21 protein-coding genes are annotated in these 25186 nt (G+C 66.6%); 10 read left to right on the forward strand and 11 right to left on the reverse strand.

Annotated elements, in window-relative coordinates:
• Positions 1-123 precede the first annotated feature (123 nt).
• Entirely contained in the window at positions 124-1248 is a 1125-nt protein-coding gene (locus ASD93_RS15915) for a dCTP deaminase domain-containing protein (protein WP_157536911.1), read from the forward strand.
• A gap of 17 nt (positions 1249-1265) precedes the next feature.
• On the opposite strand, the gene ASD93_RS15730 is transcribed toward ASD93_RS15915, so the two are convergent.
• Both ASD93_RS15730 and ASD93_RS15735 read right to left on the reverse strand, forming a co-directional pair.
• A complete protein-coding gene (locus ASD93_RS15730) occupies positions 1266-2288 on the reverse strand; it encodes an adenylosuccinate synthetase (RefSeq protein ID WP_082569251.1) in 1023 nt (340 codons plus the stop codon).
• Positions 2289-2291: 3 nt separating this feature from the next.
• Complete coding sequence (locus ASD93_RS15735; RefSeq protein WP_082569252.1) at positions 2292-4400, reverse strand: ribonuclease H-like domain-containing protein; 2109 nt, start codon at positions 4398-4400, stop codon at positions 2292-2294.
• Between the two features lie 622 nt (positions 4401-5022).
• Between ASD93_RS15735 and ASD93_RS08490 the strand changes: the two genes are divergently transcribed.
• The 5 genes from ASD93_RS08490 (at position 5023) to ASD93_RS08510 (ending at position 10756) form a co-directional block, all read left to right on the forward strand.
• Positions 5023-7212 (forward strand): McrB family protein, encoded by a 2190-nt coding sequence (locus ASD93_RS08490; protein ID WP_157536912.1) that lies wholly within the window; start codon positions 5023-5025, stop codon positions 7210-7212.
• Positions 7213-7220: 8 nt separating this feature from the next.
• Positions 7221-8414, forward strand: coding sequence for an McrC family protein (locus tag ASD93_RS08495; RefSeq protein ID WP_056121341.1), 1194 nt, complete (start codon positions 7221-7223; stop codon positions 8412-8414).
• A 62-nt stretch (positions 8415-8476) separates the two neighbouring features.
• The gene (locus tag ASD93_RS08500) at positions 8477-8896 is read left to right on the forward strand and encodes a hypothetical protein (RefSeq protein ID WP_056121343.1); all 420 of its coding nucleotides are present in this window, start codon (positions 8477-8479) and stop codon (positions 8894-8896) included.
• A gap of 313 nt (positions 8897-9209) precedes the next feature.
• Positions 9210-9983, forward strand: coding sequence for a DUF4328 domain-containing protein (locus tag ASD93_RS08505; protein WP_082569253.1), 774 nt, complete (start codon positions 9210-9212; stop codon positions 9981-9983).
• Positions 9984-10012: 29 nt separating this feature from the next.
• Entirely contained in the window at positions 10013-10756 is a 744-nt protein-coding gene (locus tag ASD93_RS08510; protein WP_056121347.1) for an NYN domain-containing protein, read from the forward strand.
• 52 nt (positions 10757-10808) lie between these two features.
• Here ASD93_RS08510 and ASD93_RS08515 read toward each other — a convergent pair whose 3' ends face one another.
• Positions 10809-11945 carry an epoxide hydrolase family protein gene (locus tag ASD93_RS08515; protein WP_056121350.1) on the reverse strand — a complete coding sequence of 379 codons (1137 nt, stop codon included), beginning with the start codon at positions 11943-11945 and terminating at the stop codon, positions 10809-10811.
• Between the two features lie 62 nt (positions 11946-12007).
• On the opposite strand from ASD93_RS08515, the gene ASD93_RS08520 reads away from it, so the two are divergent.
• Complete coding sequence (locus ASD93_RS08520; protein ID WP_056124225.1) at positions 12008-12997, forward strand: helix-turn-helix transcriptional regulator; 990 nt, start codon at positions 12008-12010, stop codon at positions 12995-12997.
• 45 nt (positions 12998-13042) lie between these two features.
• On the opposite strand, the gene ASD93_RS08525 is transcribed toward ASD93_RS08520, so the two are convergent.
• The 7 genes from ASD93_RS08525 to ASD93_RS08555 form a co-directional block, all read right to left on the reverse strand.
• On the reverse strand, positions 13043-14164 hold the full coding sequence (locus ASD93_RS08525; RefSeq protein WP_157536913.1) for a hypothetical protein: 1122 nt from the start codon (positions 14162-14164) through the stop codon (positions 13043-13045).
• A gap of 170 nt (positions 14165-14334) precedes the next feature.
• Positions 14335-15423 (reverse strand): SIR2 family protein, encoded by a 1089-nt coding sequence (locus ASD93_RS08530; protein WP_056121354.1) that lies wholly within the window; start codon positions 15421-15423, stop codon positions 14335-14337.
• Positions 15424-15488: 65 nt separating this feature from the next.
• Positions 15489-16688: a hypothetical protein gene (locus ASD93_RS08535; RefSeq protein WP_056121356.1), complete on the reverse strand. Its 1200-nt coding sequence runs from the start codon at positions 16686-16688 to the stop codon at positions 15489-15491.
• Between the two features lie 12 nt (positions 16689-16700).
• On the reverse strand, positions 16701-17180 hold the full coding sequence (locus ASD93_RS08540; protein ID WP_056121357.1) for an ADP-ribosylglycohydrolase family protein: 480 nt from the start codon (positions 17178-17180) through the stop codon (positions 16701-16703).
• A 16-nt stretch (positions 17181-17196) separates the two neighbouring features.
• Positions 17197-18456, reverse strand: coding sequence for a hypothetical protein (locus ASD93_RS08545; RefSeq protein WP_056121359.1), 1260 nt, complete (start codon positions 18454-18456; stop codon positions 17197-17199).
• Positions 18453-20951 carry a hypothetical protein gene (locus tag ASD93_RS08550; RefSeq protein WP_056121361.1) on the reverse strand — a complete coding sequence of 833 codons (2499 nt, stop codon included), beginning with the start codon at positions 20949-20951 and terminating at the stop codon, positions 18453-18455. Before ASD93_RS08550 ends, ASD93_RS08545 begins: the two co-directional genes overlap by 4 nt.
• Positions 20952-21196: 245 nt before the next feature.
• The gene (locus ASD93_RS08555; RefSeq protein WP_056121363.1) at positions 21197-21880 is read right to left on the reverse strand and encodes an AfsR/SARP family transcriptional regulator; all 684 of its coding nucleotides are present in this window, start codon (positions 21878-21880) and stop codon (positions 21197-21199) included.
• Between the two features lie 215 nt (positions 21881-22095).
• Between ASD93_RS08555 and ASD93_RS08560 the strand changes: the two genes are divergently transcribed.
• Positions 22096-22653, forward strand: coding sequence for a cupin domain-containing protein (locus ASD93_RS08560; RefSeq protein WP_056121365.1), 558 nt, complete (start codon positions 22096-22098; stop codon positions 22651-22653).
• Positions 22654-22663: 10 nt separating this feature from the next.
• Here the strand turns inward: ASD93_RS08560 and ASD93_RS08565 are convergent, their stop codons facing one another.
• Positions 22664-23209, reverse strand: a complete 546-nt coding sequence (locus ASD93_RS08565) for a hypothetical protein (protein WP_056121366.1) — start codon at positions 23207-23209, stop codon at positions 22664-22666.
• Positions 23210-23363: 154 nt separating this feature from the next.
• Between ASD93_RS08565 and ASD93_RS08570 the strand changes: the two genes are divergently transcribed.
• Together ASD93_RS08570 and ASD93_RS08575 are read left to right on the forward strand one after the other, a co-directional pair.
• Entirely contained in the window at positions 23364-24584 is a 1221-nt protein-coding gene (locus ASD93_RS08570) for a sensor histidine kinase (protein ID WP_235566918.1), read from the forward strand.
• A complete protein-coding gene (locus ASD93_RS08575) occupies positions 24581-25183 on the forward strand; it encodes a response regulator transcription factor (protein ID WP_056121370.1) in 603 nt (200 codons plus the stop codon). The genes ASD93_RS08570 and ASD93_RS08575 overlap by 4 nt, the downstream gene beginning before the upstream one ends.
• Positions 25184-25186: the final 3 nt, after the last annotated feature.

The following is a 25186-nucleotide window of genomic DNA, read 5'->3' on the forward strand; positions in this document are numbered from 1 at the left end:
CGGAAGTCGGGTGGCCGAACGCCACATGCCACCTATCCCGCTGCGCCACTCGCATCCTCATCCACTTCATGCGCTACCTTTGCGGATGACCGCTTCGAGTCAGTCCCCCGGCAAGGAAACGACATGGATCTAGTCGCAAAGTTCAAAGACTGGGGTAAGAAATTCGAAGACTGGCGTAGCAATAGGGCGCCGGCCCAAGAGTCGCCAGCCGAAGTTCAACCCGACGCTAGCGACGCCCACTCGATCGCCGGGTCGAACTCTACCGATGCCATGGACGACTGGGACCGGAATAAGGAGCGCGACAGCGCTCGCCAGCATAACTCCTCGTTGGACTTTGCGGCAACCGACGAGGAGGCTACCTCGCGGTTCCGCGTGACCCGCTCGACCGACCCATTCCCGGATGTGCCACCTGCCCTCCTGAACAGCGCAGACATCGCGGACTATGTAGCGCGCACGGGCATGATCTACCCTTTCAACCCGGACCGACTCAAGACCGCAAGTTATGAGATCGCGGCGCTGGGACGATACATCTACATCGACGCGAACGGTCAGCGGATTGAGGGTGAGCTGAAGCGCGGGCAGTCGCTAACTCTACCCAAGAACAGCATTGCATTTCTCACAACCGAGCCCTTCCTTCGACTCCCGGATTACATCGCTCTTCGCCACAACCTAAAAATTGACCACGTCTACAAGGGTTTGCTGGTAGGCACCGGCCCTCTCATCGACCCCGGTTTCGTTGGCAGAATTTCGTTGCCTCTTCACAACCTCACCGAGCACAATTACACGTTGGTCGGAGGGCAGGGCATTATCTGGGTGGAAGTCACCAAACTGAGCCCGAATCCAGCGTGGGGAGCCATCCCTCGAACGCCCGATCGCGCACGTTACGTCAACTTCCGCGCTGACCGGACTCGCGATCGAGTCGTTGACGACTACATTCAGCAGGCGGTCGGCACACTCGGGCTACCCTCGAGCAGCTCCGCAACAATCGCCCGCAACGCGGCAGAAGCCAAGAGCGTTGCGCAAAAGGCGCAGAAGGATCTTGCAAGGAATACGACCTGGCTCGGCATTACCGGAGTAGCCGGGGTGATTGCTCTAGCCGTCGCAATCTTCAGCATGATAATCCCGATGACCTTCAAGCTAAGCGAATTGGAGGTGCGCGTGAATGACGTCGATACGGTTCAGAGTCCGACGCCAACTCCTAGTTCATCGCCATCGCAAACCCCGGCGCCTACAGCGCCCACCCCGTAGCTGAGGCTCGTCGGCAGTCAAATCACCGCGTGGAACTCCTCGCGACTCACGATCCTCGCCGCATCAAGTCCGAGATAATCAATTCTTGACTGCAGCGCCTCTTCAATCCTTTGCACGAAGCCCGCCGCCTCAGCTCTGCCACGATCGGTTTGAACATCTGACACGTAATCAAGATGGTTCAAAATGATGTGGGAAGGACTGTTCGCGTAGATGGCGCGGCGAACGACCTCAGGCTCGAAGTCTCCTACTCTTCGAATTCTGTTGGTGACCGTCGTTCGTTCGATCAACTCTTTGCGGCCAGTCTTTGCGCCGATGTCTTCCCAACTGCGCTCGAAAGCCAGGCTTCCACTGTTTCCAGCCACGCGAATCGGAAAGGACCTTGCCACCAGTACGACTTGGTCAACGTCTCGAGGGCTCAGACCTGTCTCCGACAGGAATCCGGCTGCGGTGGTATCGCGACTTGTAGCAAAGTCACCTTCGAGGCCGTGCAGCAGTGAAAGGCCGTAGCCCTGCGTCCCCTCGATGAGCACACGCCCGCGTTCACTTATTGTCGCGTGCAGCAGCGGGAGCGTGTCTCCGAGGTAGGGCCTCAACTCCTCGACGTCCGCAGCGCGGACAGTGCTGCCGTCCCGCCTGATGCGACGTGCCACTGCCGAACCAGTCCCGGAACCGGTGCTGCCGATTCTTCGCGCCAACTGAGCCTCACGCTCCGCGTCAACATCGGCGGCGGTGACGACCACCGCACGGGGATCCACAACGAGTCGATCTGGCCCGAGCCCGAGCGATTCGATTTCCCGTAGAAGCAGCGATGCGTCTATGTAGCTCCCGGGTGGAAGGACAGCAACGATCCCTGGCCAGAGGACCGCCGTTGGAAGCTGCCGGAAGACGTGCGTCTGTCCGTCGTGCACCGCAGTGTGACCGCTATTGGGTCCCCCGACGCGTACAGTTACCGAGGCACCGTATCGACTTGCCCAGGCATGCGCCACCTTCCCTTTGCCTTCGCTCCCGTACTGCGCTCCGACGATGATCGAGATGGGCATGACTTAGGGTCTCTCCTTCGCGAGCTTGTCGGCGAACGCCTCAACGGCGTTCATCGGTCCTGTGTTGTCGAAGACGATCGATGCGAGTCCCCGGAGGGCATCAACTTCCCTCTCCGAGATTGAGTTGTCTACTTCATCGAATCGCTCCGCTGTATCGGCTCTTTCAGAGTATCTGGACCGACGGACAGCGGCGTCAGCCTCGACGAAGACTTTGAAATGAGCAGGCCCCGCCTGCTCGGTCCAGAAGGCCGAGTCCTCGGGATAGCGAACACCGTCCACCACAACGCGGTCTGCCTCACGCACACGTGCGAGAACCTCATGACTCAGCCAGGTCTGACGACCGGAGGCGTGTAGTCGCTCGCCTTCGACCCTCAGCGCCAAACGATCCGATGTGCCAAGGAGTTCTGCGATCACCTCGCTATACCTGACACGTCTGAATCCTCGCACCTCCAGCAGCTCGGCGAGCGTCGACTTCCCCGCCGCGAAGTGGCCGGCGATGGTCACGACGGATGCTCGCGGGCGGACTGAGTCGGTCGTTGGAACAATCAGGTAACCCTCACGGTCGTCGCCAACCCCCTCATACTTTCCTTCCCAAAACGCCTGACCGACGATCGCGCTGCTCAGGGCGTCAATCTCATCGTGGGTGCGGGACTGTCCATCCGACAGCCCCGTCAGCCCGTACTCGGACAGGCACTGGGCGAGGGCAGACAGGCTCACTCCCTTTCGTGGCATACCAAGGATGTCCTGCATAGCGCCTGGGAAGCTTTCAATTACCGGTATCCCGAGCTTGCGGAGGTCAGTTGCCAAGCGGATTCCGCGAGCTGTGAGTTGCTGCATGCTTCGGATGAGCGCGGGGTATGTCTTGACGCCTCGAGCCCAGAGGACGCGCTCCGCCGTCCGCACGATTCCGGCTTCAGCGAACGCGGGATCATCATCCGTTACCGACGTGCGGCCGAATGGCAAGGAGAGTGGGGCGTCAATAGACACCAGAGTCGGTTTCGCAGCGACCGTCGCCTCGAGGATGTCACGATCCGAGCCGATCATGCGGGTGCGAGCAGAAAAACCGTCGAGCACAGCCCATCCAGTCGGCTTCGACTCGCTACCAGTGAGGTCGATCCCGACCACTGTCACCCCTTCTGCAGCGGGCAGGTCGTTACGAGTCAACCGCGGTGATGTAGAACCGGTGAAAGCTCTCACAACTGCCCTCCCAGATCTGGATTCTCGCCACGATTCGAAGGACGAGCGACTGAATTCCACTGGCTCCGCCCCTGGGTCGAGCGTCCAGGCAGCGTGCTCGAGGAGGAACTTCATGTTCTCGACGTCTGCATGGTTGTACCGCAGGAGCGACTCCAGCGCCGCCAAGTCACCGCGCTGGTACCAAAACCAGAGGCCAGGAGCGACTGCGCCGTTCAATCGCGCGACCCGATCGTCCCGAGCCAACCCGACCGCGGCCTCAATCCGCTTCAGCCCGCCGGAGTACCCGGCGCGCGCGAGGACATGGCGAAGATCGACATGTCCGAGAGGTTCAGGGAGGCGAGGAATCTTGTGTCGAAGGAAGGGCAGATCGAAGTGAGCCCCGTTGAACGACACGACGACGCTGTCACCGAGTTCGGCCGCAAGGAGGTCGAGGCCCTCTCGCCAGTTCTCCGCAGCCGTGACTTCGAAACGATCATCCCGCGACCAGCCGATCACCGTGACGTCATGGTAAACCCGGCTCAGGCCGGTCGTCTCAATGTCTAGGAAGAGCGCGCGACGTGGCATCGATGCGGGAATGCGCCATCGTTCTGGCGGGGGGACCCGGGCGACAAAGTAGGAGACGTCTTCTCGCTCAAACGCCTCGATCGCGCGATGTGCCGAGCTAGTCACCCGAGCACGCATACCCCGAGGAAGACTAAAGGGATCGTCGACGACATCAGTCCAAGTCGTGATGTCATGCCCGTGGAGCTCGCGAGCAGTCTTGGGACCCACACCGTCCAATACTTCAAGGCTCCGCACAAGAGGTGATCCCGGCGCTCGGTGGTAGGTCCTCGAACGCCCTTCGTCCACGTCAAAGTTGAGCTGCTCCTGGGACCAGGATTGGACCGCAGGCTCCGCGCTCTTGTAGTTCGCCATAGCCCTCAAGTATCGCTGCTGTCTGCGGTCTCAGCCTCGCACTGTACCGCGCGATCTCGGCGCCTGACATGCGCCGACAGGCGGTCCGGCTCGAGCGTTCGATCTAGGACTCCACAGGCGACCAGGATCACAGCGCTGGGCCTCACGCCGTGCCGTGCCCCGCTTCAATTTGCGGGAGGACGACGTGCCCGACAGACGTCCACGCCGTACGGGTATTCCTTCTCGAAGGGCCAGCTAACAATGACGGTTCAACCTGGGCTTCGCTTACGGGGCCGAGACTCCGGCGCTTCCCTGCGGGTCACCGATGTCCTGAGGCAGAACTGTCACCGATGTCCTGAGACATCAAAACCCCGCTGTCTGCGCCGTGAGGACATCTTGCCCACAATCGGTGAAATCTCAGGTGTATCCGGGAAATCGAAACGTGCCCCTGAAACCTCCAAGATCTGCGTGATTCCGCGGGACTTGGCGTGTTTCCGCGAGTGCCCGAAACCCTCCTGGGACGCTACCGGTACCAAACGTCGCGCGGACCGACACGATTGCGGACTCGACGCCGAGCGCGGCAATCTGCCGTAGTGCGAAGCGCCTCCATAGACTCAAGCGGAAGCGGGAGTCAGGAGCACCGGTGGCAGAGACGGACGTGCGTAGAGCGGCGCGAGCACGAGCTGGACTGGAGTACCTGGCGCGGACAGCGCCGACGGGCGACTATGTGCCGATCAACGAAGTTTGGGCGGATGCGGAGCACACGGTCCCTCTCACCGATCATGAGACCGAGCTGAATAGTTCGCGCGGACGCCGTCGCGGCGAGACCGACTGGCGTTGGGCAAGTGCCGATCTCGTTGCAGCGGGTTGGCTGCGGAAGCATCCTGACGGTTCAGGGAAGTGGGCGATCACCGAAGCAGGCTTGCGTGCGCTCGACGACTTCCCTGCGGACGACTTGTTCGCCGAGGCTCAACGGCGGTACGCGACGGGACGTATTGAACTGCAGGCAAACATAGAGGACGCACTCCCGACTGTGTGGGTTTCTTCGGACGCCGCGCAGCGCAAGCTCCTACTTGCCGCCCGCGCGTGGGTGGATGAAGGGTTGAAGAAAGGCGGATCGATCTTCAGCCCCGGGCTGTCGGTCTGGGAGCCGTCAACGGTGACCGCGCTCCATGCGAAGTGGACTAGCTCGGCAAAGGTTGAAGGCAAGAACTTCGTCGAGAATCTCGAGATCCAGCTTCAGGACCAGGCGGACGCCGTCAAGCTGCTGATGGCGGAGATCGTCTCCGTTCAGGTACTCCCGATCGCAACCGTGATGGGACACGCGAAAAAGACGGAAAAGGTCCAGTCGGTCCTGCGGCTGATGGAGCACCCGGTGTCGATCCCCACGGTGTTCGATGAGGCATTCGGCGGCGGCGCCTTCAATCCCGGTACGGGGATGATGTCCCGCATCAATCACGCTGTGACGATCATCATCAATCTCGCGAAAGCCTGGGTGGACCTAGATGCGGACGCGCAGGAGCGTGTTCTGGGTGACCCACGCGCGTGGCGCGAATTCGTGCTCTCGGTGGATGGCGATTCGTTCCCGACTCAGCGATATGCACTGATGTACCTGGTGCACCCTGGGTTCTTCGGGCCGATCGTCTCGGAGGATCACCGTCACCGAATCCGGCAAGCCTTCATCGGCGAGATCGGAGGGCAGTTCAGCAACGACGCAGATGACGATCTGCGGCGGATCGTGATCGCCCTGCAGACAAAGGGCGGCAAGCCGGTCAACTTCTACGCGAGTCCGCTGCGGGACGTTTGGCACGCGGACCCCACACCGCACCATCCGACCGTCATCCACGAAAATGACGAGCCGGAGCCGGAAGATGAGGATGCAGTGTCGGCGGATCCGCGAGGCTTCGCTCCCAGCGAGATTGACCACGTCGGGCTCAGTCAGACACTGAACCTAGACGACCAATGGGTTGCCCGTGTTGTTGACGCGCTTTATCGGCGCGGTCAGGTCATCCTCTATGGCCCCCCCGGCACCGGCAAGACCTTTGTCGCCAAGGCCTTGACCGACGCCATTACGGGCCGACCCGACGCAGCCCGACGGATCCAGTTCCACCCTTCCTACACGTACGAGGACTTCTTCGCGGGGTACCGGCCGCGTGAGAAGAATGGACAGCTCGTGTTCGAACTCGCGAAAGGGCCGCTGAGTCGCATCGCGGAGGACGCGCGCAGAGATCCGGACGTTGCTCACGTGCTGCTGATCGACGAGATCAACAGAGCAAACCTCTCGAAGGTGTTCGGGGAGCTGTACTACCTGCTCGAGTATCGGGACGAGGCGATCGATCTCCTGTACGCCGGCTCAGGCACCGACGGCGGCGACACGTTCTCATTGCCAAAGAACGTCCTGATCATCGGCACGATGAACACGGCGGACCGCTCTATCGCCCTGCTCGACTCGGCCATGCGCCGACGATTCTCATTCTTTGAGCTGCATCCCGATGTGCCGCCAGTCGCCGGGATCCTCGAGCGTTGGGTCGACGCCAATCCGCAGAGTCTTCCGTTGCCAGCGCTCTTTGCCGAGCTGAATGCTCGAATCCGCGAGCGCGAGGATCGGATCGGTCCGAGCTATCTGTTGCGTCGAGAGAACCTCGCTGCGACGGACCTCGAGGCAATCTGGACCGAGAATCTCCTTCCGCTCCTGGAGGAACGCCATCTGGGAACGGGAGTCGACGTAGCATCACGATTCGCACTCAAGTCTCTGTTCGATGCTGTCGAGCCGGACCCTGCCCCCGACATCGAGGGAGTGAGCGACGGCTCGACCTCGGCCGAGGCGAACTGAACGCGGCCGTGTCTCATCGCATCTCGATCAGCGAGAAGGGCGAGAGCTTCGTTGATCTGACGCTCGCGCAAGCGATGGAGATCCAGGCGCTGCGCTTCTGTCGCGTCACGCCGACTTCCATCGCCGGGCGGTGGCGGATCACCGACGTCGGGAAGATCGGTGTGGCCGTCGTCGAGGGCCGGGAGCTGCGTGTTGTGCCCAAGACCTCGCTCGAGAACATTGTCTTCATGGCCTCGATGGGCGGAGTTCAATTGAACCTGGCCGCGACCGAGACACAGCACGGAGCTGAAACGTCGATCCCGACTGCGATCGCCAGTGCGTTTGTAAATGCACTCGACCAGGCGACCCGGCGCGGACTGCTCAAGGGCTACAGAAGCATCCAAGAATCGAGCACAGTCGTGCGCGGTCGATGGGACATCGCACGACAGCTGGCTGTGAGACCCGGGATCCCCATCCCGGTTGAGATCGACTTCGATGACTTCACAGAAGACATCGACGAGAACCGCATCCTTCATACGGCGCTTCGCGTGCTCGATCGGCTCGACGGTCTGACCATCGGCCTGGGTCACACCCTGAAGGGGATGCAGGTACTTTTCGTCGACGTCGAGTCCTTGCCGCGTGGCCTGCCCCTCCCCGAGATCCGGCTACACCGCCTGAATCAGCACTACGCCGCCCCACTGCAGCTCGCACGAGTGATCCTTGAAGCAGTGTCGTGGACACATCGCGAGGGGGCCACGGTCGGAGGCACTTTCCTCGTGGACATGGCACAAGTCTTCGAGGGCTACGTCGCGAATCGCCTCCACACGATCCTCGCTGAAGACGGACTCACGGTCACTGCGCAGGACCGCCACTACTGGCTCGATACGGATCGCGCGATCGCGCTACGGCCCGACATCGTCATTTCAGCCCACGGAGTTCCTTTGACCGTCGCCGACACCAAGTACAAAGTGCTGGGCGCCGGGCATGGTTCGCCACCGAACGGCGACGTCTATCAGGCGGTGGCGTACGCACTCGCACTGAACGTGCCGGACGCTCACCTCCTCTATGTCTCAGGTGATGTCATCGAGCGCACCCTTGAGATTCCTACGGCGGGAGTGCGCGTCTACGTCCATGCGATCCCAATCTCCGGAACCATCGAACAGGTCGAAGCTGGCGTTGCCCACCTCGCTCGGACGCTCACGGCGGACGCAGCATTCGCCTAGCGAAGCAGGTCATCGCGTCGTCACAAGCCTTCACCGCGTCGGTGCACCGATAGAGTCCGGTCATGGTTGACCGCTACTCGCTCAGCGATCGGCAGATCTATGGCGCCGAGGACGACTTCGAGATGGACATGATCCTGAATGCGCTCGATCGTGCCGTACGCGATCCTGCTCCCGCGCCAGCCGAGCCCGCGAGCCCCAGCATCAAGAACGTGAACGCGTCCAAGCCCGCCGCGGCACTCGAGCTATGCAACAAGACTCCGTACAGGACCCAGGCCGCGGCCCGTGATGCGCTCGCCGGCTGGCGGAACGCGAAACCAGACGACCCGAAAGTCCCGCAACGCGTGTATCCATGTGATCGCTGTGACGCGTGGCACCTGACGCGCAAGCGGACCGGGAGTCACGTCCCGCCGTGGGATCGGAACGCCGCTTGGGTACGACCGGCGAGTCAGCTCGCCAAGTTGCAGCGACGATTCGAAGACTGAATCCGGGCGCTCGCGGAGCCCGTGGCACGCCGTTGCACCAGCCTGCCTGCGTCTCGGGCGCGCGATCGACTTTCCGTCAGTCATTGATCTGGATCTCGGTCAGGTTGCACGATAGCGAGCGCCATGGCCACCCGGGCGCGGCCCCTGGATGGGGCTAGCGTTGCCGAGTACTCATGCCGTCATCGTGCGCCGAGGGCGGCATCCGGCGTGTCGCTTTCAACTCTTCAGCGGATCGCTAGAGTGAGCAATCGATCCGCGGACTTCGCTGTCCGGATCGCACGATAAGTCCACAACATCACAAGGATGCCCGCCGATGAGCACCACCCCTGCCCCACCTCCTGCCGGCTGGTACCCAGCGCCGAACGGATCGTCTGAGAAGTGGTGGTGGGACGGCGTGCAGTGGACTCCTCCGGCTCCGCAGCCGGGCTCCCAGCCGGCGGCATCCAGAGTTCCTGTCAGGTTGGCGGTGGCGACGCAGGTGCTGCTGATCGTCTCTGGCTTGACATCCGTTCTCACCATCGGAGTCGAGGTGTTCGGGATCGGCGCGGTGACGCGCTACCTCGACGGACTCGACTACGACATCGAGCTGCTCAACGCGTACGACCGAGTCAGCCTGATGTCCACGGTCGTGTCGTCCATGGCCCTCGTCGCCACCGGCGTGCTGTGGCTCATCTGGCAGTACCGGGCCGCCAAGCAGGTGCAGGGCCGCACGCGACGCTCACCCGGCTGGCACGTCGGCTCCTGGCTGATTCCCGTTGTCTCGTTCTGGTTCCCGTACCAGAACATCTCGGACCTTTGGCGGGCGACCGGACGCTCCCGGCCCGCGTGGCAGATCCTCTGGTGGCTACTGTGGATCTCGAGCGGCACCCTCATCCAGGTGTCGAGCATTATCTACAACAACGCCGAGGTGCTGGAGCAGTTCCGCGATTCGATGTGGGCGAGCATCGCCGGCGAGGTTCTGCGGGTGGCCGCCGTGCCGTTGGCGTGGATGGTCGTTCGGGGAATCACCCGGGGCCTCTCCCGCGGCACCGCACTTCCCGCACCAGCGCGGTGGAACGCGGACCCGGGACTCCCGCTCGGGCGCTGAGGTCCGGGCGCAACTGCCATGCTGATCCCATGGCGCAGCCCAACGACCTTCTCGCAGTCCTCATCGACGCGGACAACGTGCCGCCGTCCAGCATCGGCGCGGTGCTCACCGAGGTCGCACGATTCGGTACGGCATCCGTGAAGCGCGTCTACGGCGACTGGACCCAGCAGCGCCTCAGTAGTTGGAAGGCGCCGGCGAGCGAGCACGTCATCCAGCCCATGCAGCAGTTCGCGAACACGGTTAAGAAGAACGCCACCGATAGCGCACTCATCATCGACGCGATGGACCTGCTGTACACACGCCGCTTCCAAGGGTTCTGCATCGTGTCGTCCGATAGCGACTTCACTCGCCTGGCCTCGCGCATCCGGGAGGACGGCGTGACCGTCTACGGGTTCGGGGAGCGGAAGACTCCTGAGGCGTTCCGGAACGCGTGCGACCAGTTCACCTACCTCGACGTGCTGGACGAGCCCGCCGCCGAGGGGGCTGTCAAGGCTCCGGCGCCGACTCGAGCGACGCGCGCAGAACTCCGGTCCAACACGAAACTTCTGTCAGGGCTTCGAACTTCCATCGCGACTGCCTCCGGAGAAGATGGTTGGGCCAACCTCGCGGTGGTCGGTGCCCTAATGCGCAAGCAGCAGCCTGACTTCGATCCGCGCAACTGGCACTATGCGAAGCTCTCCGACCTGGTGCGAGCGACCGAACTCTTCGAAGTCGAGTCGCGACCAACCGGAGGCGTTCAAGTCCGCAACAAGCCCAAGACTGCCGCCAAATAGCGGAGTCGGCGCGCCGCGGCATCCGCTCTCCTTCGCCGCGGCGCGCCTCTCCTCACTCCAGCCCGTCGAAGAAGTCGCGGATGTCGTCGGCCAGCAGTCCCGGCTCCTCCATGGCCGGGAAGTGTCCGCCCTCGGCGTGGTCGGTCCAGTGGCCCACCGCTCCCCACGGATCCAGGGCGCGGCGGATGATCGGGTGCGTGTCGAACGCGACCCAGGCCGAGGGCACCTCGGGGGCGTAGGCGAACGCGAGCTCGGTGTGCTCGGCCTCGTAGTAGAACTGGGGGCTCGAGGCGCCGCTGCGCGTGAACCAGTACAGCGCGACGGTCGTGAGCAGCTGGTCGCGATCGACGGCCGGCACGTGGTGGCCGTCGTCGCGGCGGGTCTTGAACTTCTCTCCGATCCACGCGAGCAGTCCGACGGGCGAATCGGTCAGCGCGGGGCCGATGGTGTCGGGGCGGTGGTTGTGCATGCCGAGGTATCCGCTCTCCGCCTTGAGCTCGGCCTGCAGCGCTTCGAGCTGACCGGCCTCGTCGTCGGTCAGGCCGTCCGGCATGGGGAACTTGTCGCCGACCACCCCCAGCACCATGCGATCCACCCCGAGGTGCGTGCCGATGACCCGCTGCGGGAAGACACCGGCGAGGCGGGCGGCGATGCCCGAGCCGATGTCGGTTCCGTGCACGGCGAAGCGCTCGTAGCCGAGCCGCGTCATGATGTCGGCGTAGGCATCCGTCGTCCGTCCCAGCTCCCACCCGCTCGCGGACAGCGGAGTGGAGAAGCCGAAGCCCGGGGGCGATGGGATGACCACGTGGAACCGGTCGGTCAGCAGTGGGATGAGTCGCTGGTACTCGACGAACGATCCCGGCCAGCCGTGGCACAGCAGCAGCGGAGTGGCCGCCGCGTTCGCCGATCGCACCTGCACGACGTGGAACGTCTGCCCGTCGACGACGGTGGTGAACTGGTCGAGCGCGTTGAGCTTCGCCTCCTGCTCACGCCAGTCGAATCCGTCACGCCAGTAGTCGGCGAGCTCGGTCAGAAACCGAAGCGGGATGCCGCGGCTGAAGTCATCGCGGTCATCCCGGTCGGGTGCGGCGATCGGCCAGCGAGTGCGGGCGAGTCGATCGTGCAGGTCATCGAGGTCGGACTGCGGGATGTCGATGCGGAAGGGCGTGAGCCCGGTGTCGTTGTTCATGACTCCGACGATTCCAACCAATGCGGCAGGTTAGCTTCCGCAATATGCGGAATGATCGGATCGTGCTCGAAACCTCCGCCCGCCTGCTGGAGTTGCTGTCGCTGCTGCAGCTCCAGCGAGATTGGACGAGCTCCGAACTCGCAGACCGGCTCGCCGTGAGCACGCGGACCGTGCGGAGCGACATCGGCAAGCTGCGCTCGCTCGGGTACCCGGTGGATGCTCGACCCGGCGTCGCCGGCGGCTACCGGCTCGCCGCGGGTGCAGCGATGCCGCCGCTGCTGCTCGACGACGACGAAGCCGTCGCCGTCGCGATCGGGCTGGGCGCGGTGGCGACATGGCGACTCGGGATCGAGGAGACCTCGCTCACCGCGCTCGCGAAGATCGAGCAGGTGATGCCCTCACGCCTGCGTCGGCGCGTCGACGCGGTCCGCGAGGCGACGAGTGTGGTCCCTGGCCCGGAACCGCAACCCGACCTCGCGGTGCTGAGCGCGGTCGCCGCGGCGATCCGAGGCCACGAACGCCTGCGGTTCGGGTACACGACGCACGATGGCAGCGCGTCGGCACGCCATACCGAGCCGCAACGGCTCGTGAGCTGGGGACCTGTCTGGTATCTCTTCGCGTGGGACCTCGACCGCGATGACTGGCGGGTCTTCCGAGTCGACCGCATGGTGCAGCATCCCCCGACCGGCGTGCGATTCCGTCCCCGCGTCATCCCCGAAGACGCCCTGGTCGAGCACGTCGTCCGCCGCATCGTCCAGGCGAGCTGGACGTACCGGGCGCGGGTCGTCGTGCATGCGTCGGCCGCCGCCGTCGCTGCCGCGATCCGCATTCCCGTCGACGTCGAGGCGATCGACGAGTCCACGTGCCGGGTCGAGCTCGGATCGGACGACCCCGACCAGCTGGCGTTGCTGCTGGCGCAGCTCGACGCCGACGTCGAAGTCGTCGACGGCGACGAGCTGAAGGGGGCGTTCGAGCGCCTCGCCGCGAGGTTCGCGCGGGCGGCGAACCCCGACGGCGAGACACGCCTTCACGCCTCCCGGCCGCAGCGGTGAGGCCGGCTGGGGCTACCCGGCGGCCGAGGCCCTACCGCCGTGCGATCACACCAGCGCGGTCCAGGTCGCCCACACCCAGGGCAGCATCCCCAGGAACACGAAGCCCGCCACGTAGCTCAGGGCCGGGTAGACGGGTGAGGAGAGGTGGCGAGCCCACGCGACCTTCGTCGTCATCCGCGACTCCCGCGGTGGCGGGGCATCGAGCGAGCTCAGCAGGTCGAGCCCGATCCAGTCCTTCATCGCGCGACTCAGCTCTTCGGTCGACTCGCGACTCAGCAGCGCGACGAATCGGCCGCTGCGCCGCACTCGGTACATGTCGAACGTGAGCCAGATCCACGCCAGGAACCCCACGATGGCGGCGATGACGGCGACGGGCACCAGCACCTGCGATTCCAGCAGCTGCACGCTCCATCGATCGTCCTCCTGGAGTCGTTCCAGCTCCTCCGCGCTCACGAACACCGCCACCAACGCTCCGATGAGCGCACCGAAGAACAGGAGCGCGGTACCCCACGTCGCCGACACGAACCACATGATCCGGGTGAGAAGGAGATTGCGCTCGGCGAACGGAGCCGGCCGCGGCAAGCGGTAGGCGATGTAGAAGCAGAGGAGGCACGGGGCGACCACGATCGTCGCGAGGGCCGTGGACGTCAGGACGTTGAGCACTGCCCGCCCCTGTCCCTCCCACGGCAGCACGTTGAGGAAGCCGAGAGACACGAGGATCGCCATCACGACGAACGCGATGCTCCACGGAGGCCGAGCGATCCATCGGCGATTGTCCTGCATCTCACTCTCGAACGAACGCCAGAACGCCGGCGGGTCCCAGCGCTCGACGAACTCGGCGATCGCCGGCATCTGGAGTGAACTTGCCGCCCGCCCCGGGCCGAGATCATCGTCGAAGGTCTCGAAGCGGTGCTGGAACGTCTTCGCGAAGGTCATGACGCCGACCTGGTACAGCTTGCCCTCGTAGTCCGCGAACTGCTGTCGCAGGTCTTCCGTGAGGTCCAGATCCTCGGCCGGCTGACGGAAGGCCCGGGCGACATGCTCGCGAAGGAGTTCGTTCACGGGTCCCGTGAGGTACTTCACGGCCGCGCGCATGAGCTCCGTGGCGTCATCCCAATCTGATGGAGCGGATGCCGCGAGCGACATCGCCACCGCGCGAATCCGCACTCGATCGATCCGATCGAGTTCCCGCGCCGAGGCCAGCTCCGCGAGCGGTCGTGCGATCCGGCCAGGCACCTTCCGAGCAACGCGCAACCGGCGCGACGAGCTTCGCGTCATCCGTCTCCCCCAGACTCGGACGCCCCCGCGCCCCCTGGACTGAGGTTACCGATATCTCGTCAGGCCACCGTCCCGTAGACGGCATCCCAGTCCCCCGCCGTCTCGTAGACCGGCGCAAGGACCTCGGGGATCTCGGGGTAGTCCCGCACCCACACCACGTGCACACCGAGCGGTCGAAGCGTGTCCTCCGTCGCGCGGTCGGCCTCGGGGTTCTTCTGCTTCAACAGAGCGACGTGCCGCCCCACTGTTTCGCGGATCTCCTCGATGTCCGTCACGCCTTCGGCCACGAGCGCGGCGACGCGCTCCCGCTTCGAGTAGTGGAGCAGGCGACGGAGGTTGTGATCCTCCATCGAGAGACCGACGAAGACGGCCGTGTGCTCGCGAAGCAGGTGCAGGAAGCTGTAGTTGAACATGCTGGTCGCGTTGTTGAACACGTCGAAGTAGTCCTGCTCGGTCAGTACGAGCCCGTCCGGAGCGTGCTTGCGCAACTCCTCCAGGGGTTGGTCGAACCGCATGAGGCCGTGCACGTGGTAGACACTCGTCTTGCTCAACCTCGACGACGCCGAGGCGCGCTCGACGGTGCGGAGGATGAGATTCCTGCTGCGTTCGCCGCGAAGTGCGGACGAGTAGCGCGCGCAGTACTTCACGACCGAATGGGACTGCAGCAGGTTGTCGAGGTTGAAGGTGACGACCGCCCGTACCTTCGGATTCCGCGTGAACGTGTCACCCTCCCGCGCCACGCACATGGCCGAGACGGCCTTGAGTGTCGTGTTCTTGTCGAGCCGCTCAACGAGCTGCGCCGCCGTGCCGTGGGTGATCTTGGTGCCCAGGGTCCACTCGAAGTCTCGATACAACGCGTTCCACACGAGCTCGGCGAAGGCCTTGCGCTGCTCCTTGGTCGAGTCGCCCGTGAAAGGCGTCCGCTCCTCGAGGAGGCTGGCGAGCATGGGTGCCGACATGTCCTCAAGGCCCGGATACGGCGGCGAGCCGTCGTGCAGGTCGGCGAACACCCGCTCCATGAGCCCCGCCCAGTTCGGCAGCCCAGAGGCGTACGAGACGCCCGCTCCGAGCACGAGAGCGATTCCGCGACGCGCGTACGCTTCCCGCAGCCTGGCCCTGCCGTCTCGAATCGGCTGCTTCTTGATCACTGGAGGACCCCCAAGCGGTCCGCTGCCCATCGGCATTCACCGTGCGACAGCATCCGGTATCGCCGCTAACTCGACCTCGCCCCGACGAGCCGCGCGCCGCCGGCGGTGATGGCGACGGGTGCCTTGCGGGCCTTGAGGTCGCGACCGGTCGCCGCGCTCCATTCCGTGAGGACGCGCTGCACCTGCGGGCCGAGCGGAGCGGGCGCTCCCGTCGGGGGGTTCGTAACGCCGTTGGGAATGACCGTGGCGTAGAGGAGCCACGAGTCAGCGCCGTTGCGAAGGATGCGGCTCTGCACCACGCGGAGAAGCTCCGAGAGCGGAAGCGCCAGGCCGAAGAGCGCATCGGACCGGCTGTGTGGCGCCATCTTCACCTTCTCGCCGACGAGCTTCAGACGCCCCTCGACACTCACGCCCTCGGCCCGGAGATCGCGGATCACGTCGTTATTCGAACTCAGCACGACTTCGATCCAGGATGCCGCGGCGACGGCCGCGAGCTCCTCCCGGGCGAGGTTTCCATTCTGCGTGCGCTCGTCGAGCATGAAGGCGAGCTCCTCGGCGATCCGGTAGATGCGGTCGTCATCGGTCTCGTTCATGCCGACCTGGTTGCGGATGTTCGTGATCGCACGCCACGCCTCGTAGAGCAGGTCTTCGAGCAGCGAGACGAAGGTGCTGTTCGCCGCGATCGCCTTCGGGTACTCGGCCGGGCCGTTCACCTCGGTGCCGAATGCCAGCTGGAGCTTGAACAGCCTCTCGTAGGCATTCCGCCGCACTGACTCGGGGTTCGACCGCAGCTCACTCACCGCACGGAAGGTCGGATAAGGCGCTTCCGCACCGAAGAACAGCGCCTCGGTCGTGTCGAGCCAGCGCTGCGTGAGCGGCGAGGCCGAGCCGAGCGCCTCACCGGTGCGGAACTCGCGGACGAGTCGCCCGAAGATCTGCAGCGCCCGCGTGTTCTCGATCATGTACGCGTAGATGAGATGCTCCCACGAGCGGGGCATCGGGAGTCCCGTCGGCGACGTCGGCGGCGGCCACTGCGAGAAGTAGCCCTCCGCGTGCCGCGTCGTTCGCACGGGCGGCGGCTGCGCCGGGCTGCCCGCCAGAACGGCGAGGGCCGGCGTCGCGGGCGTGCCGAGCACGTTGGCCGCGGACCACGCCTGGTCGATGGCGAGCAGGATGTCAGTGGGATCCGCCTGCAAGACGGCGGCGACGACGGCGGGCGGCTGATTGCCCGCCTTCTCCATACGGTCGATGAGTTGCTTGAACACGGGCCGACTCCTTCAATTCGCCGCCGCGGACGCGGCGCCCGTCGGTGGCTGTTGCTGCTGCTGTTGCTGCTGCTGCTGCTGCTGGACCTTCGCTTCGAGATCTCTGCGCTCCTGCAGCAGTCGCGTGGCCTCCGCCATGGCACGCGGATCCGTCGCCGGGACGTACGCCCAGGGGTCGACCCGCATGTCGCGCTTGAGATCCGCCGCTTCCATCGCCGCGAGTACCGTGTCGAGCTTGTCCCATTGGCCAGCATCGAAGTCCGGCCGGCGGAACACCAGCCCGCCGAAGCTCTTCTCGATCTCGTCGAGGTGCTTCTGCGCGGCATCCGCCAGTTGCTTGCCGCCCGCTCCGTTCGCGATGCTTTCCTTCAGCATTTCGAGGAGCTTGTCGTTGTTCGCCTCGAGCTGCCGTCGCTGGTCGGCGAGTTCCCTCTTCTGCTCGGCGATCTGCCGTGTGAGCGCGTTTCGCTCGGCCTTCCCGTTGTCCACCATCGCTCCTGTCCTCTCCTCACGCGGCCACAGCCGTGCCATGGAACCAATCACGGGCCCGCGAGGCCCACTCGGCCGCAGTCTGGGGCCGCTCTGCTTCACGCAGTCCGGCGAGTGCAACGATCCGGATGCCGTCGCGCTCGCGAATCTCGGGCGACGTCCACAGCGCACGCCCGGCCTCGCGCTCGAAGTCGGCCAGCGCGGACGGCGACACCCGGCCGGGCGGCAGCATCTCGCCGATCGTGCGACCGGCAAGGCCCGGGATGCGGGTGTTGCGGCACGCGCGTGCGATGCGCGGCATCCGCTCGGCGGAACCCTGCAGCACCTCGGCGAGCACTCCCCCGACCCGCGAGATCGGGTGCCCGACGACGACGGCCGCGTCGAGAGCATCCCACGGTCCAGGTCCCCACGCGTCGCGGCACATCTCGACCCCGAGTCGCGCACGCAGCCAGCCGATCGGATGCGGGTCGCCCAGCGGCCAGCGGAAGATCGTGCTCTCATCGCCGACGACGTCGTAGAGGGCCGAGACCGACGCGTAGCCGGTGTGGGCGAAGGCGAAGACATCGGCCGCGATCTCGGACGCCCAGCCGCTCCACACCGAGGCGAGCTGCGGCGCATCGGCGAGCTCCTGGGTGAGCGCGTCCCGCAACGCCGGAACCCAGCCCGTCATCGCTGCAACCTGGTGGCCAGTTTCGTGAAAAAGGCTGGTGGGGCGATAAATATTGTGCCGCACGATCTTGATCGCGGCCACCGGATTGACGCTCCCCGGCGACCAGAGCCTTATGCCGGCTCGGAGGATCGATGCGCCCATGCCCTTATCGACATATGTCAAGGTCGGGGGGACGATCAGACCGGCCGGCGCCAGCACGGCGCGCATGCTCGCGGAGGCGAGCCGATCGAGCGTGCGCAGCGTCATCGCCAGCGGCGCGGTCGTGCGGGTGTTGACCGCGTCTCCGAAGAACTCGAGGGTGGTCTCGACCTGGGTGTAGCTGCGCCGGAGCTGCTGCACCGCCGCCGCCGCGGCCGGCACGTAAGCGGGGTCGGACCTGGCGGAGCGGATCACTCCGCGCGCCAGCCCCGCCTGCCGCAGGAGCTCGTCGACGAGCCGGCCGAGCATCCGCCGCAGGGGCAGTCCCGCTTCGGCCTCGACGCTGCGCCACGCCTCGGCCGACGCGAACTCCTCGGCGTCGGCGAAGGGCGTCGCCGCCGTCAGCCAGTGCGCGAACTGCCGTTCCAGGTCGTCGACCACGACGCGGTGCGCGGCAAGGGTCTCGGTCATGGCCGCACCAGTCCCGGGCGGACCACCGCGTCGATGCTCGGCGCACCGCGGAACGCGCTGCCGTTGAGGATCGCACGCGTGTTGGAGATGAGGCTCCGGCCCGCAAGCACGTCGCCGATCACGCGCAGCCCCGGCACCCCGCGGAGCGTGATGACGAGGGTGACCCCGTTGGCGGGGTTCGCTGCCGCGCGGGCGAACTCGGCGGACTTGGTCCGCAGCCAGCCCGCGATAGCCGGCAGCACCCACGACCGCAGCACGCGGGCCAGTGCGCCGATGACCTTCTGCGAGGCCGCGCGCAGCGCGCCGCCGATGAACTGCTCGTCCTCGGACTCGGCTTCGCGGATGACACGCACCCGTCCGTCCGGGCTGGCGAACGAGCGCGCGACGCCCTCGTAGATGGAGGCGAACGTCCGCAGCGCGGCGGCGGGTGCGACCCCGCCGCGGATGTCGGCGGCGATGCGCTGGGCATCCTGCTCGGTGAGGTGCAGGGAGACGCGCACGACGGCCTGCCGCAGATCCACGACGCACCAGCCCTGCGAAGGCACGCCGCGCGTGGCGGGCGCGGAAGAGCCGGCGGTGGTGCCGATGCGCCCCGGACGTGCGCCGCCGAGCGCTCCGCCCGCGCCGATCGGCTCGAGGATGTAGAACCGCTGCCCGGCGGCGACCCGGCGCCGGCTCCGCAGGAACTGCGGGGCGACGCGCGCGCCGAGGTGCGGCTCGCGGAACAGCGCCGCCGCCGCCGCGGGCGTGAGCGGGTGGAACATCCCGGGCGTCGGGCGGAACGTCGTGAAGCGCTTGCGCAGATCCGCCGCGACCGTGCGCAGGCTCCCGCCGACCGCGATCTGCACGATGTGCACCCGGAACTTCGCCGGCAGAGAGGTGCCGCGGGACTTGAGCGACGCGGTGAGCGTCAGTCCGCCGAACGTGCGAATGGCCGCGGCCTGCTGCGGCGTGAGCGTGAGCTCGGGTCGCCGGTTCAGCACGCGGTAGGGCGAGCGGGAGCGTGCCCCGCGCGGGATGAACGACGCCTGCAGGCTCGGCGCGAGCTGCAGCTCCTCGCGCACGACCGTCGACGGGAAGTTCGCCGTGACGGCCTCCTCGAACGCCTCGGAGAGGCCGAGCTGCAGGAGGTCCTCGTCCTCGAGCTGGAAGTCCTCGAGTTCCGCGAGCCGCCGGGCCGTGTCTTCGATCGTGTTCGCGAGGAGCGCCGCCGAGAGGTCGCGTTCGCTTTCCGTCTCGCCGGACTCGCCGGACTCGCCGGACTCGGATGCCTCGCCCTCCGCCTCGAGCGTGGCAAGGCGCATCCCCGTGCTGACGATCGCCACCGACAGCGGGCCGGCGAGCTTCGGCCCCGTCCACTTGCTGATGTAGTTCGCGAGGTACTTCGCCAGGAACCGCACCACCCTCGGCCGGCCGACGATCCGCACGCCGACGCGCAGGGCCGCGAGCACCGCCGGGATGAACTGCTCGATCGCCGGTGCGAGGTCTTCGGTTTCGTCGGCGGCGGCGAGGCGGTCGAGGAGCGTCGCACGCGCCTCTGCCAGCGCCTCGAGCTCCCGCCCGCCGGCGGCGTAGGTGTACTCGCCGCTCTCGGCTTCGGAGCCGTCGAGGTACTCGGCCTCCGGCTGCTCCGACTCGCCTCCCAGCACGGCCGCCTCGGCCAGCGCTGCGTCGAACCCCTCCGCGATCTGCTCCGGGTCGATGGCGAGCGACGCGACTCCCAGCACGGGACCTTCGTCGAGCGACTCGAGTTCGAACTCGTCCTCCGATTCGCCGGTGATGCGCTTGGCGAGCGCGCGCGCTGCGGGTCGCAGCGGCGCGGGAAGCCGTCCGATCGCGAACGACAGCACCCGCTGGAGGAGCGGGCGGACGAGCGTCTTCAAGCGTCCGAACACGGCGCGCAGGGCAGGTGCGATGACCGTGCGACCCACCGCCTTCGCCTTGCTCACGACGAAGGATGCTGCGCGCTTCGCCTTGCGGACCAGTCCGCCGAGGAACTCCTCGCCCGCCGGCGAGAGCCGGTAGGCCTCCGTGTCGATCCGGTCGAACTGCTCCTCGAGCTGCGATTCGCTGAGCGAGGCGAGATCGAGCTGCTCCAGCGACTCGAGCAGGCGATCGATGTACGCCTCGCTCGCGGACTCGATGGGAGCAAGATGCGCCTCGCCGCTGCGCAGCGCGTCGCCGCTCTCAAACGCGAACGCCGCGCCGCCGACAGCTTCGGCGGTCTCGTCCGCGAGCTGCTCGAGGGCCTCGTCGAAGGCCTCATCTCTGAGCTCCGCGTACGCCTCCCCGAATCCCGCCTGCACCTCGGCGCCGGGGGCCTCATCGCCCTCTCGGTCGAACGATTCGGTGAACGGGTCGAAGCTCTCCGTCCACGGCGTGAACCCCTCCTCGTACCGTTCCTCTTCCGCCTCGCCCGCGAATGCGTGCTCAGCGAACGGGTTCTCGAGTTCGTCGAACGCTTCGGTCCGAGTCGGCTGATCGATCATGGACATCGCAGTCACCCCATTCGTCACTGATGCGCACAGTTCACCTGGAGGCAGGTTCCGCGAGGGGGATCGAGGCGTCGCCGAAAGCGGGGTCGCCGCGATCCGGGTACGCCCCGGGCGCGCTCCTGGTCCGCGACCGAGATCGCCCCACGCGGGTCGCGTGTGCGTTGCCGGCGCGTTGCTCCTGCGTTGCCATACGCAAGGCGGCGCCTGCGCGTGCATCGCCGGCGGGCGGTTCAGCCGTCCGGCGGTCAGCTGCGGACAGGCCCGCCCGCCCGGCGGACGGCGGCGGCGAACTGCGGCGCGGGCCGCAGCCCGAGTTCACTCTGCAGCCTCGTCGCGAAGCTCTCGCCGAGCGCGGCCGCCGCGTGCCGATTGCCCTGCTCGAGGTGCGCCCCGATGAGCGCGAGCGCCGCGCTCTCACGGAACGGGTCTGCGGCGAGCGCCGCCTCGCCGGCGCGAACGGCCAGGAGCGCCCGCCCCGTCTCGATCAGCGTGCGGCACGCGGTCTCGAGCGCGGCCACCCGCAGCGACGCGAAGTCGTCGCGAAAGGCATCGATCCACTCGTCGTACCAGCCGGTCAGGACGTCGGACGAGAGCAGCTGCACGTCGGCGAACTCGATGGGCTCCCCCGAGAGCGCTGCCGCAGCGGCCTCGTGCGCCCGGACGATGTCGATGTCGGCACGCAGCCGAAGATTGCCGTTCGCGGCATCCACAAGTCCATCGGGGATCTGCCAGATCGACTTGCGCAGGTTCGCCCGGCTCTGCTGCCGGTGGGCGAAGGGCCACAGCGCCTCGGCGACCTCATCGCGGCCGGCACTGCCATCGGCGAGTGCGAGGTAGGCGACCGTGCGGGCGGCACCGTTGGCCAGCCGTGCCTCCGGTTCCACCTGGAACCGGCCGAGCACGCGCACCGAAGGCGCCGCACCGTGCATTCCGACGCCCCCGTTCGCGTAGAGCGTCGCCGGCTTCCGAGAGCGCGCACGTCCCGACCGGCGGCTTCTGCAATGAAGGTATACCCCGGGTGAACGCTCCGCACCACGTGCGGCGATGCATGACGGCATCCGCCAGCGCTCCGCCTCTATCCGAACCGTGCCGGGAGGTGCACGATGGGGGTGGCTTCGACAGCGGCGAACGCGAAGGAGCGAACATGAACCGAGTCTTCGAAGCATCCGGCTATTTCACAGTGCCCGATGGCACCGACGTCAGCGCCTTCCTCAACGCGACCGATGCGACGGAGAGAGATCTTCCCTGGGACGCGCTCGGAGAGCTCAGTATCGCGTCAGGGCGAGTACCGGCAGGCGTTCACTCGTGGGTGCACGTGCACCCGGTCGTCACGCAGGTGACCTATGTCCTGAGCGGCCGCCTGACGATCCGCATGAAAGACGAGGCGGCGGCCTTCTCCGACAACACCCTCGGCCCAGGTCAAGCGGTCCTCACGCGACCGGGCACGCTCTACCAGCTGCGGAACGATGCCGAGGTCGATGCGCACGTGCTCTACATCGTCACGCCGTCCTACGTGTTCCACATGGACGGCGACGAGATTCTCTACGACGACGCCGTGCTCGTCGCGCGCACGTGGGAGGAGGTGCTCGAGCACGAGTACCGGATGCCGCAGCTGGCATTCGATGTGGACGACGTCCAAGCGAGACGGGCGGCTGCTCGAGAAGCCCTGAGGGCAGCCAAGGCCGGCGACGGAAGCGGCTAACCGCGCAGCCTCAGCCGACGGCCGAGATCACGCCGGTGATCACCAGGGTGACCGCAGTCGTCCATGCGGCGATGGCGATGCCCTGCCACAGCAGGATGCGTCCTTTCGAGACGCCGGCACCGGCGAGCATCACGGCAGTGAACTGGGTGGGGAGCAGCAGCGGGCCGAGCAGGCTCACCCCGGGCACGCCGTAGCGCTCGAACGCCTTCTGGAACTTCGCCTTGCGGGGCGAACCGTCTTCGGTGCTCACACCCCCGGATGCTGCTCCGCCCACGGCCGGCGAAACTCCACCGGCTGCTACCCGACGCTCCCGCGACCGGTTCACGATCGCACCGCGCGCGCCGGAGCTGAGCAACACGAGGACAGCGACGCAGATGAAGTTGCCCACGGCACCCGAGACCGCGGCGACGACAGGGTTGAGGCCGCCGATGATGCCGATCGCCGCTGCGCCTTCTCCCTCGATGAACGGGACGGCGCCGGCGAGCGCGACGATGAGGGGCTGGAGCAGTTCGGGGACCTGAGCAACGAGATTCTGAAAACTCTCGACGAGGTTCATGACAATCCTTCCGTCGGTGCGAAGGTCGCGACCGAATAGGTGGTGCAACCAGTCGACCCGAACGTGGTCGCTCGTGACAGTGTCGATGCGTCACCAACCGGCGGGCGTAATGCACCGTCGGCCGTGACTTTTGTCACGCGCCTAGGGTGGAGCCGTGACCGATCAGGCATCCCCGTCATCTCGAAGCCCGGCGCCTGCCAGTGCTGTGCGGATGTCGCGCGGGGTGACCGCCACGTGGTGGTACACGGTGTCGGGGGTGGTCGCCTTCGATCTCTCGCTGGTGCTCTTCTGGTCCCTCATGCTGCTCGGCTCGGGCAAGCCCGTCGGCGAGGTGCTGGTGGTGGGGATCGGCGGCCTGGTCTGGACTGCCTCGACCCTTCCGCTTCTCTTCGACTACCGCCACCGTGACGAGTCGACCGTCACCATCCGTCGTCGCATCCTCGGTCCGGTGCTCGTCGCCGTCGCGTACGGGATCGGCGCCGGCGTCGTCTCGGGCAGCTGGCTCGTGGGCGCCGTGCCGATCGTTCAGTCCCTGGTCCTGCTGCCGTGGCCACGCGGAGTGCGGCTCCGGTTCGTGGTGGCGAGCACGATCCTGCTCGCTTGTCTCTGGTTCATCGACGTGGGCGTCCCCTTCGCTCCGGGTGCCGGCGGCGCCGCCGCCGAGACGGCGGGATTCTGGACGCTCGGGCTGTACTCGGTGTTCGTGCCCTCCCTCACCGCGCTTTCGCTGTGGTGGTGGGATGTGCTCATCACGCTCGACCGGGCCCGGATCTCGGAGGCGCGTCTGGGCGCCACCCAGGAGCGGCTGCGCGTCGCGACCGATGTCCACGACCTGCAAGGGCACCACCTCCAGGTGATCGCCCTCCAGCTCGAACTCACCGAGAAGCTCCTCTCGCGGGACCCCGACGCCGCTCTCGAGCAGCTCCGGCTGGCGCGCGCGAGCGTGGACGAGGCACGTCAGGGCACCCGCGACCTGGCGACGCGCTTCCGGTCCGTTCCCCTCGGCGACGAGCTGGCCAACGCGCGTGATCTGCTGCGTGCGGCGGGCATTGCGGCCGACGCGTCGATCGGACCGGATGCGGATGCCGCTCCCGCCGACGTTCTCGGTCCGGTCATCCGCGAGACGACCACGAACGTCCTCCGGCACGGCGGCGGACGCCGGGCGCACCTCGCCCTGACCCTGACACCCGAGCGCACGTGGCGGTATGAGATCACGAACGACGTCGCTCCGAGTGCCCCGCGCTCCGCGGACGGCGCCGGGATCGCCGGCATGGAGCGGCGCGTCGCCGAAGCCGGTGGCGCGCTCGAGGTACGCCAGGACGGCGACGAGTTCTCCGTCGTCGTCACCGTGCCGGCGGAGGCGGCTGCCCGATGATCCGCGTGCTGTTGGCCGACGACGAGGGGATGATCCGTTCGGCGCTCGCGGCACTGCTCCGGCTCGAGGATGACATCGACGTCGTCGCCGAGTGCGCCGACGGCGAGGAGGCGATCGAAGCGGCGATCCGCCTCACGCCGGACATCTGCCTGCTCGACCTCGAGATGCCGGGACTCGACGGCGTGGAGGTTGCGAAGAGACTCGCGCGCACGGTGGCGACGCGATGCATCATCGTGACCCGTCACGCCCGTCCCGGAGTGCTGCGCCGCGCGCTTGCCGCCGGAGTGGCCGGGTTCCTCCCGAAGTCCCGCGACGCGGACGAGGTCGCGGCGATCATCCGCCGCGTGGCCGCGGGCGGCCGCTACGTCGATCCCGAGATCGCCGCGGATGCGCTCAGTGATGAGCGATGCCCGCTCACCGATCGCGAGCTCGACGTCCTGCGCGCAGGCCGTCGGGGCGAGACGACCGGGCAGATTGCGCGGACTCTCTCCCTCGCGCCGGGAACCGTGCGCAACCACGTGTCGGCGATTCTGGCCAAACTCGCGGTCCAGACGCGCCAGCAGGCCGTCCTCATGGCTGAGGAGCGCGGCTGGATCTGAGAG

The sequence above is a fragment of the Microbacterium sp. Root180 genome, from assembly GCF_001428485.1.
GTDB lineage: Bacteria > Actinomycetota > Actinomycetes > Actinomycetales > Microbacteriaceae > Microbacterium.

Bases quoted from the DNA above. Each gene is read 5' to 3' on its own strand.
- ASD93_RS08510 (WP_056121347.1), top strand. From the start codon at position 10,013: ATGGCGCAGCCCAACGACCTTCTCGCAGTCCTCATCGACGCGGACAAC.
- ASD93_RS08555 (WP_056121363.1), bottom strand. From the start codon at position 21,880: ATGCACGGTGCGGCGCCTTCGGTGCGCGTGCTCGGCCGGTTCCAGGTG.
- ASD93_RS08500 (WP_056121343.1), top strand. From the start codon at position 8,477: ATGGTTGACCGCTACTCGCTCAGCGATCGGCAGATCTATGGCGCCGAG.
- ASD93_RS15915 (WP_157536911.1), top strand. From the start codon at position 124: ATGGATCTAGTCGCAAAGTTCAAAGACTGGGGTAAGAAATTCGAAGAC.
- ASD93_RS15730 (WP_082569251.1), bottom strand. From the start codon at position 2,288: ATGCCCATCTCGATCATCGTCGGAGCGCAGTACGGGAGCGAAGGCAAA.
- ASD93_RS08540 (WP_056121357.1), bottom strand. From the start codon at position 17,180: ATGGTGGACAACGGGAAGGCCGAGCGAAACGCGCTCACACGGCAGATC.
- ASD93_RS08505 (WP_082569253.1), top strand. From the start codon at position 9,210: ATGAGCACCACCCCTGCCCCACCTCCTGCCGGCTGGTACCCAGCGCCG.
- ASD93_RS15735 (WP_082569252.1), bottom strand. From the start codon at position 4,400: ATGGCGAACTACAAGAGCGCGGAGCCTGCGGTCCAATCCTGGTCCCAG.
- ASD93_RS08545 (WP_056121359.1), bottom strand. From the start codon at position 18,456: ATGACCGAGACCCTTGCCGCGCACCGCGTCGTGGTCGACGACCTGGAA.
- ASD93_RS08560 (WP_056121365.1), top strand. From the start codon at position 22,096: ATGAACCGAGTCTTCGAAGCATCCGGCTATTTCACAGTGCCCGATGGC.
- ASD93_RS08565 (WP_056121366.1), bottom strand. From the start codon at position 23,209: ATGAACCTCGTCGAGAGTTTTCAGAATCTCGTTGCTCAGGTCCCCGAA.
- ASD93_RS08515 (WP_056121350.1), bottom strand. From the start codon at position 11,945: ATGAACAACGACACCGGGCTCACGCCCTTCCGCATCGACATCCCGCAG.
- ASD93_RS08550 (WP_056121361.1), bottom strand. From the start codon at position 20,951: ATGTCCATGATCGATCAGCCGACTCGGACCGAAGCGTTCGACGAACTC.
- ASD93_RS08575 (WP_056121370.1), top strand. From the start codon at position 24,581: ATGATCCGCGTGCTGTTGGCCGACGACGAGGGGATGATCCGTTCGGCG.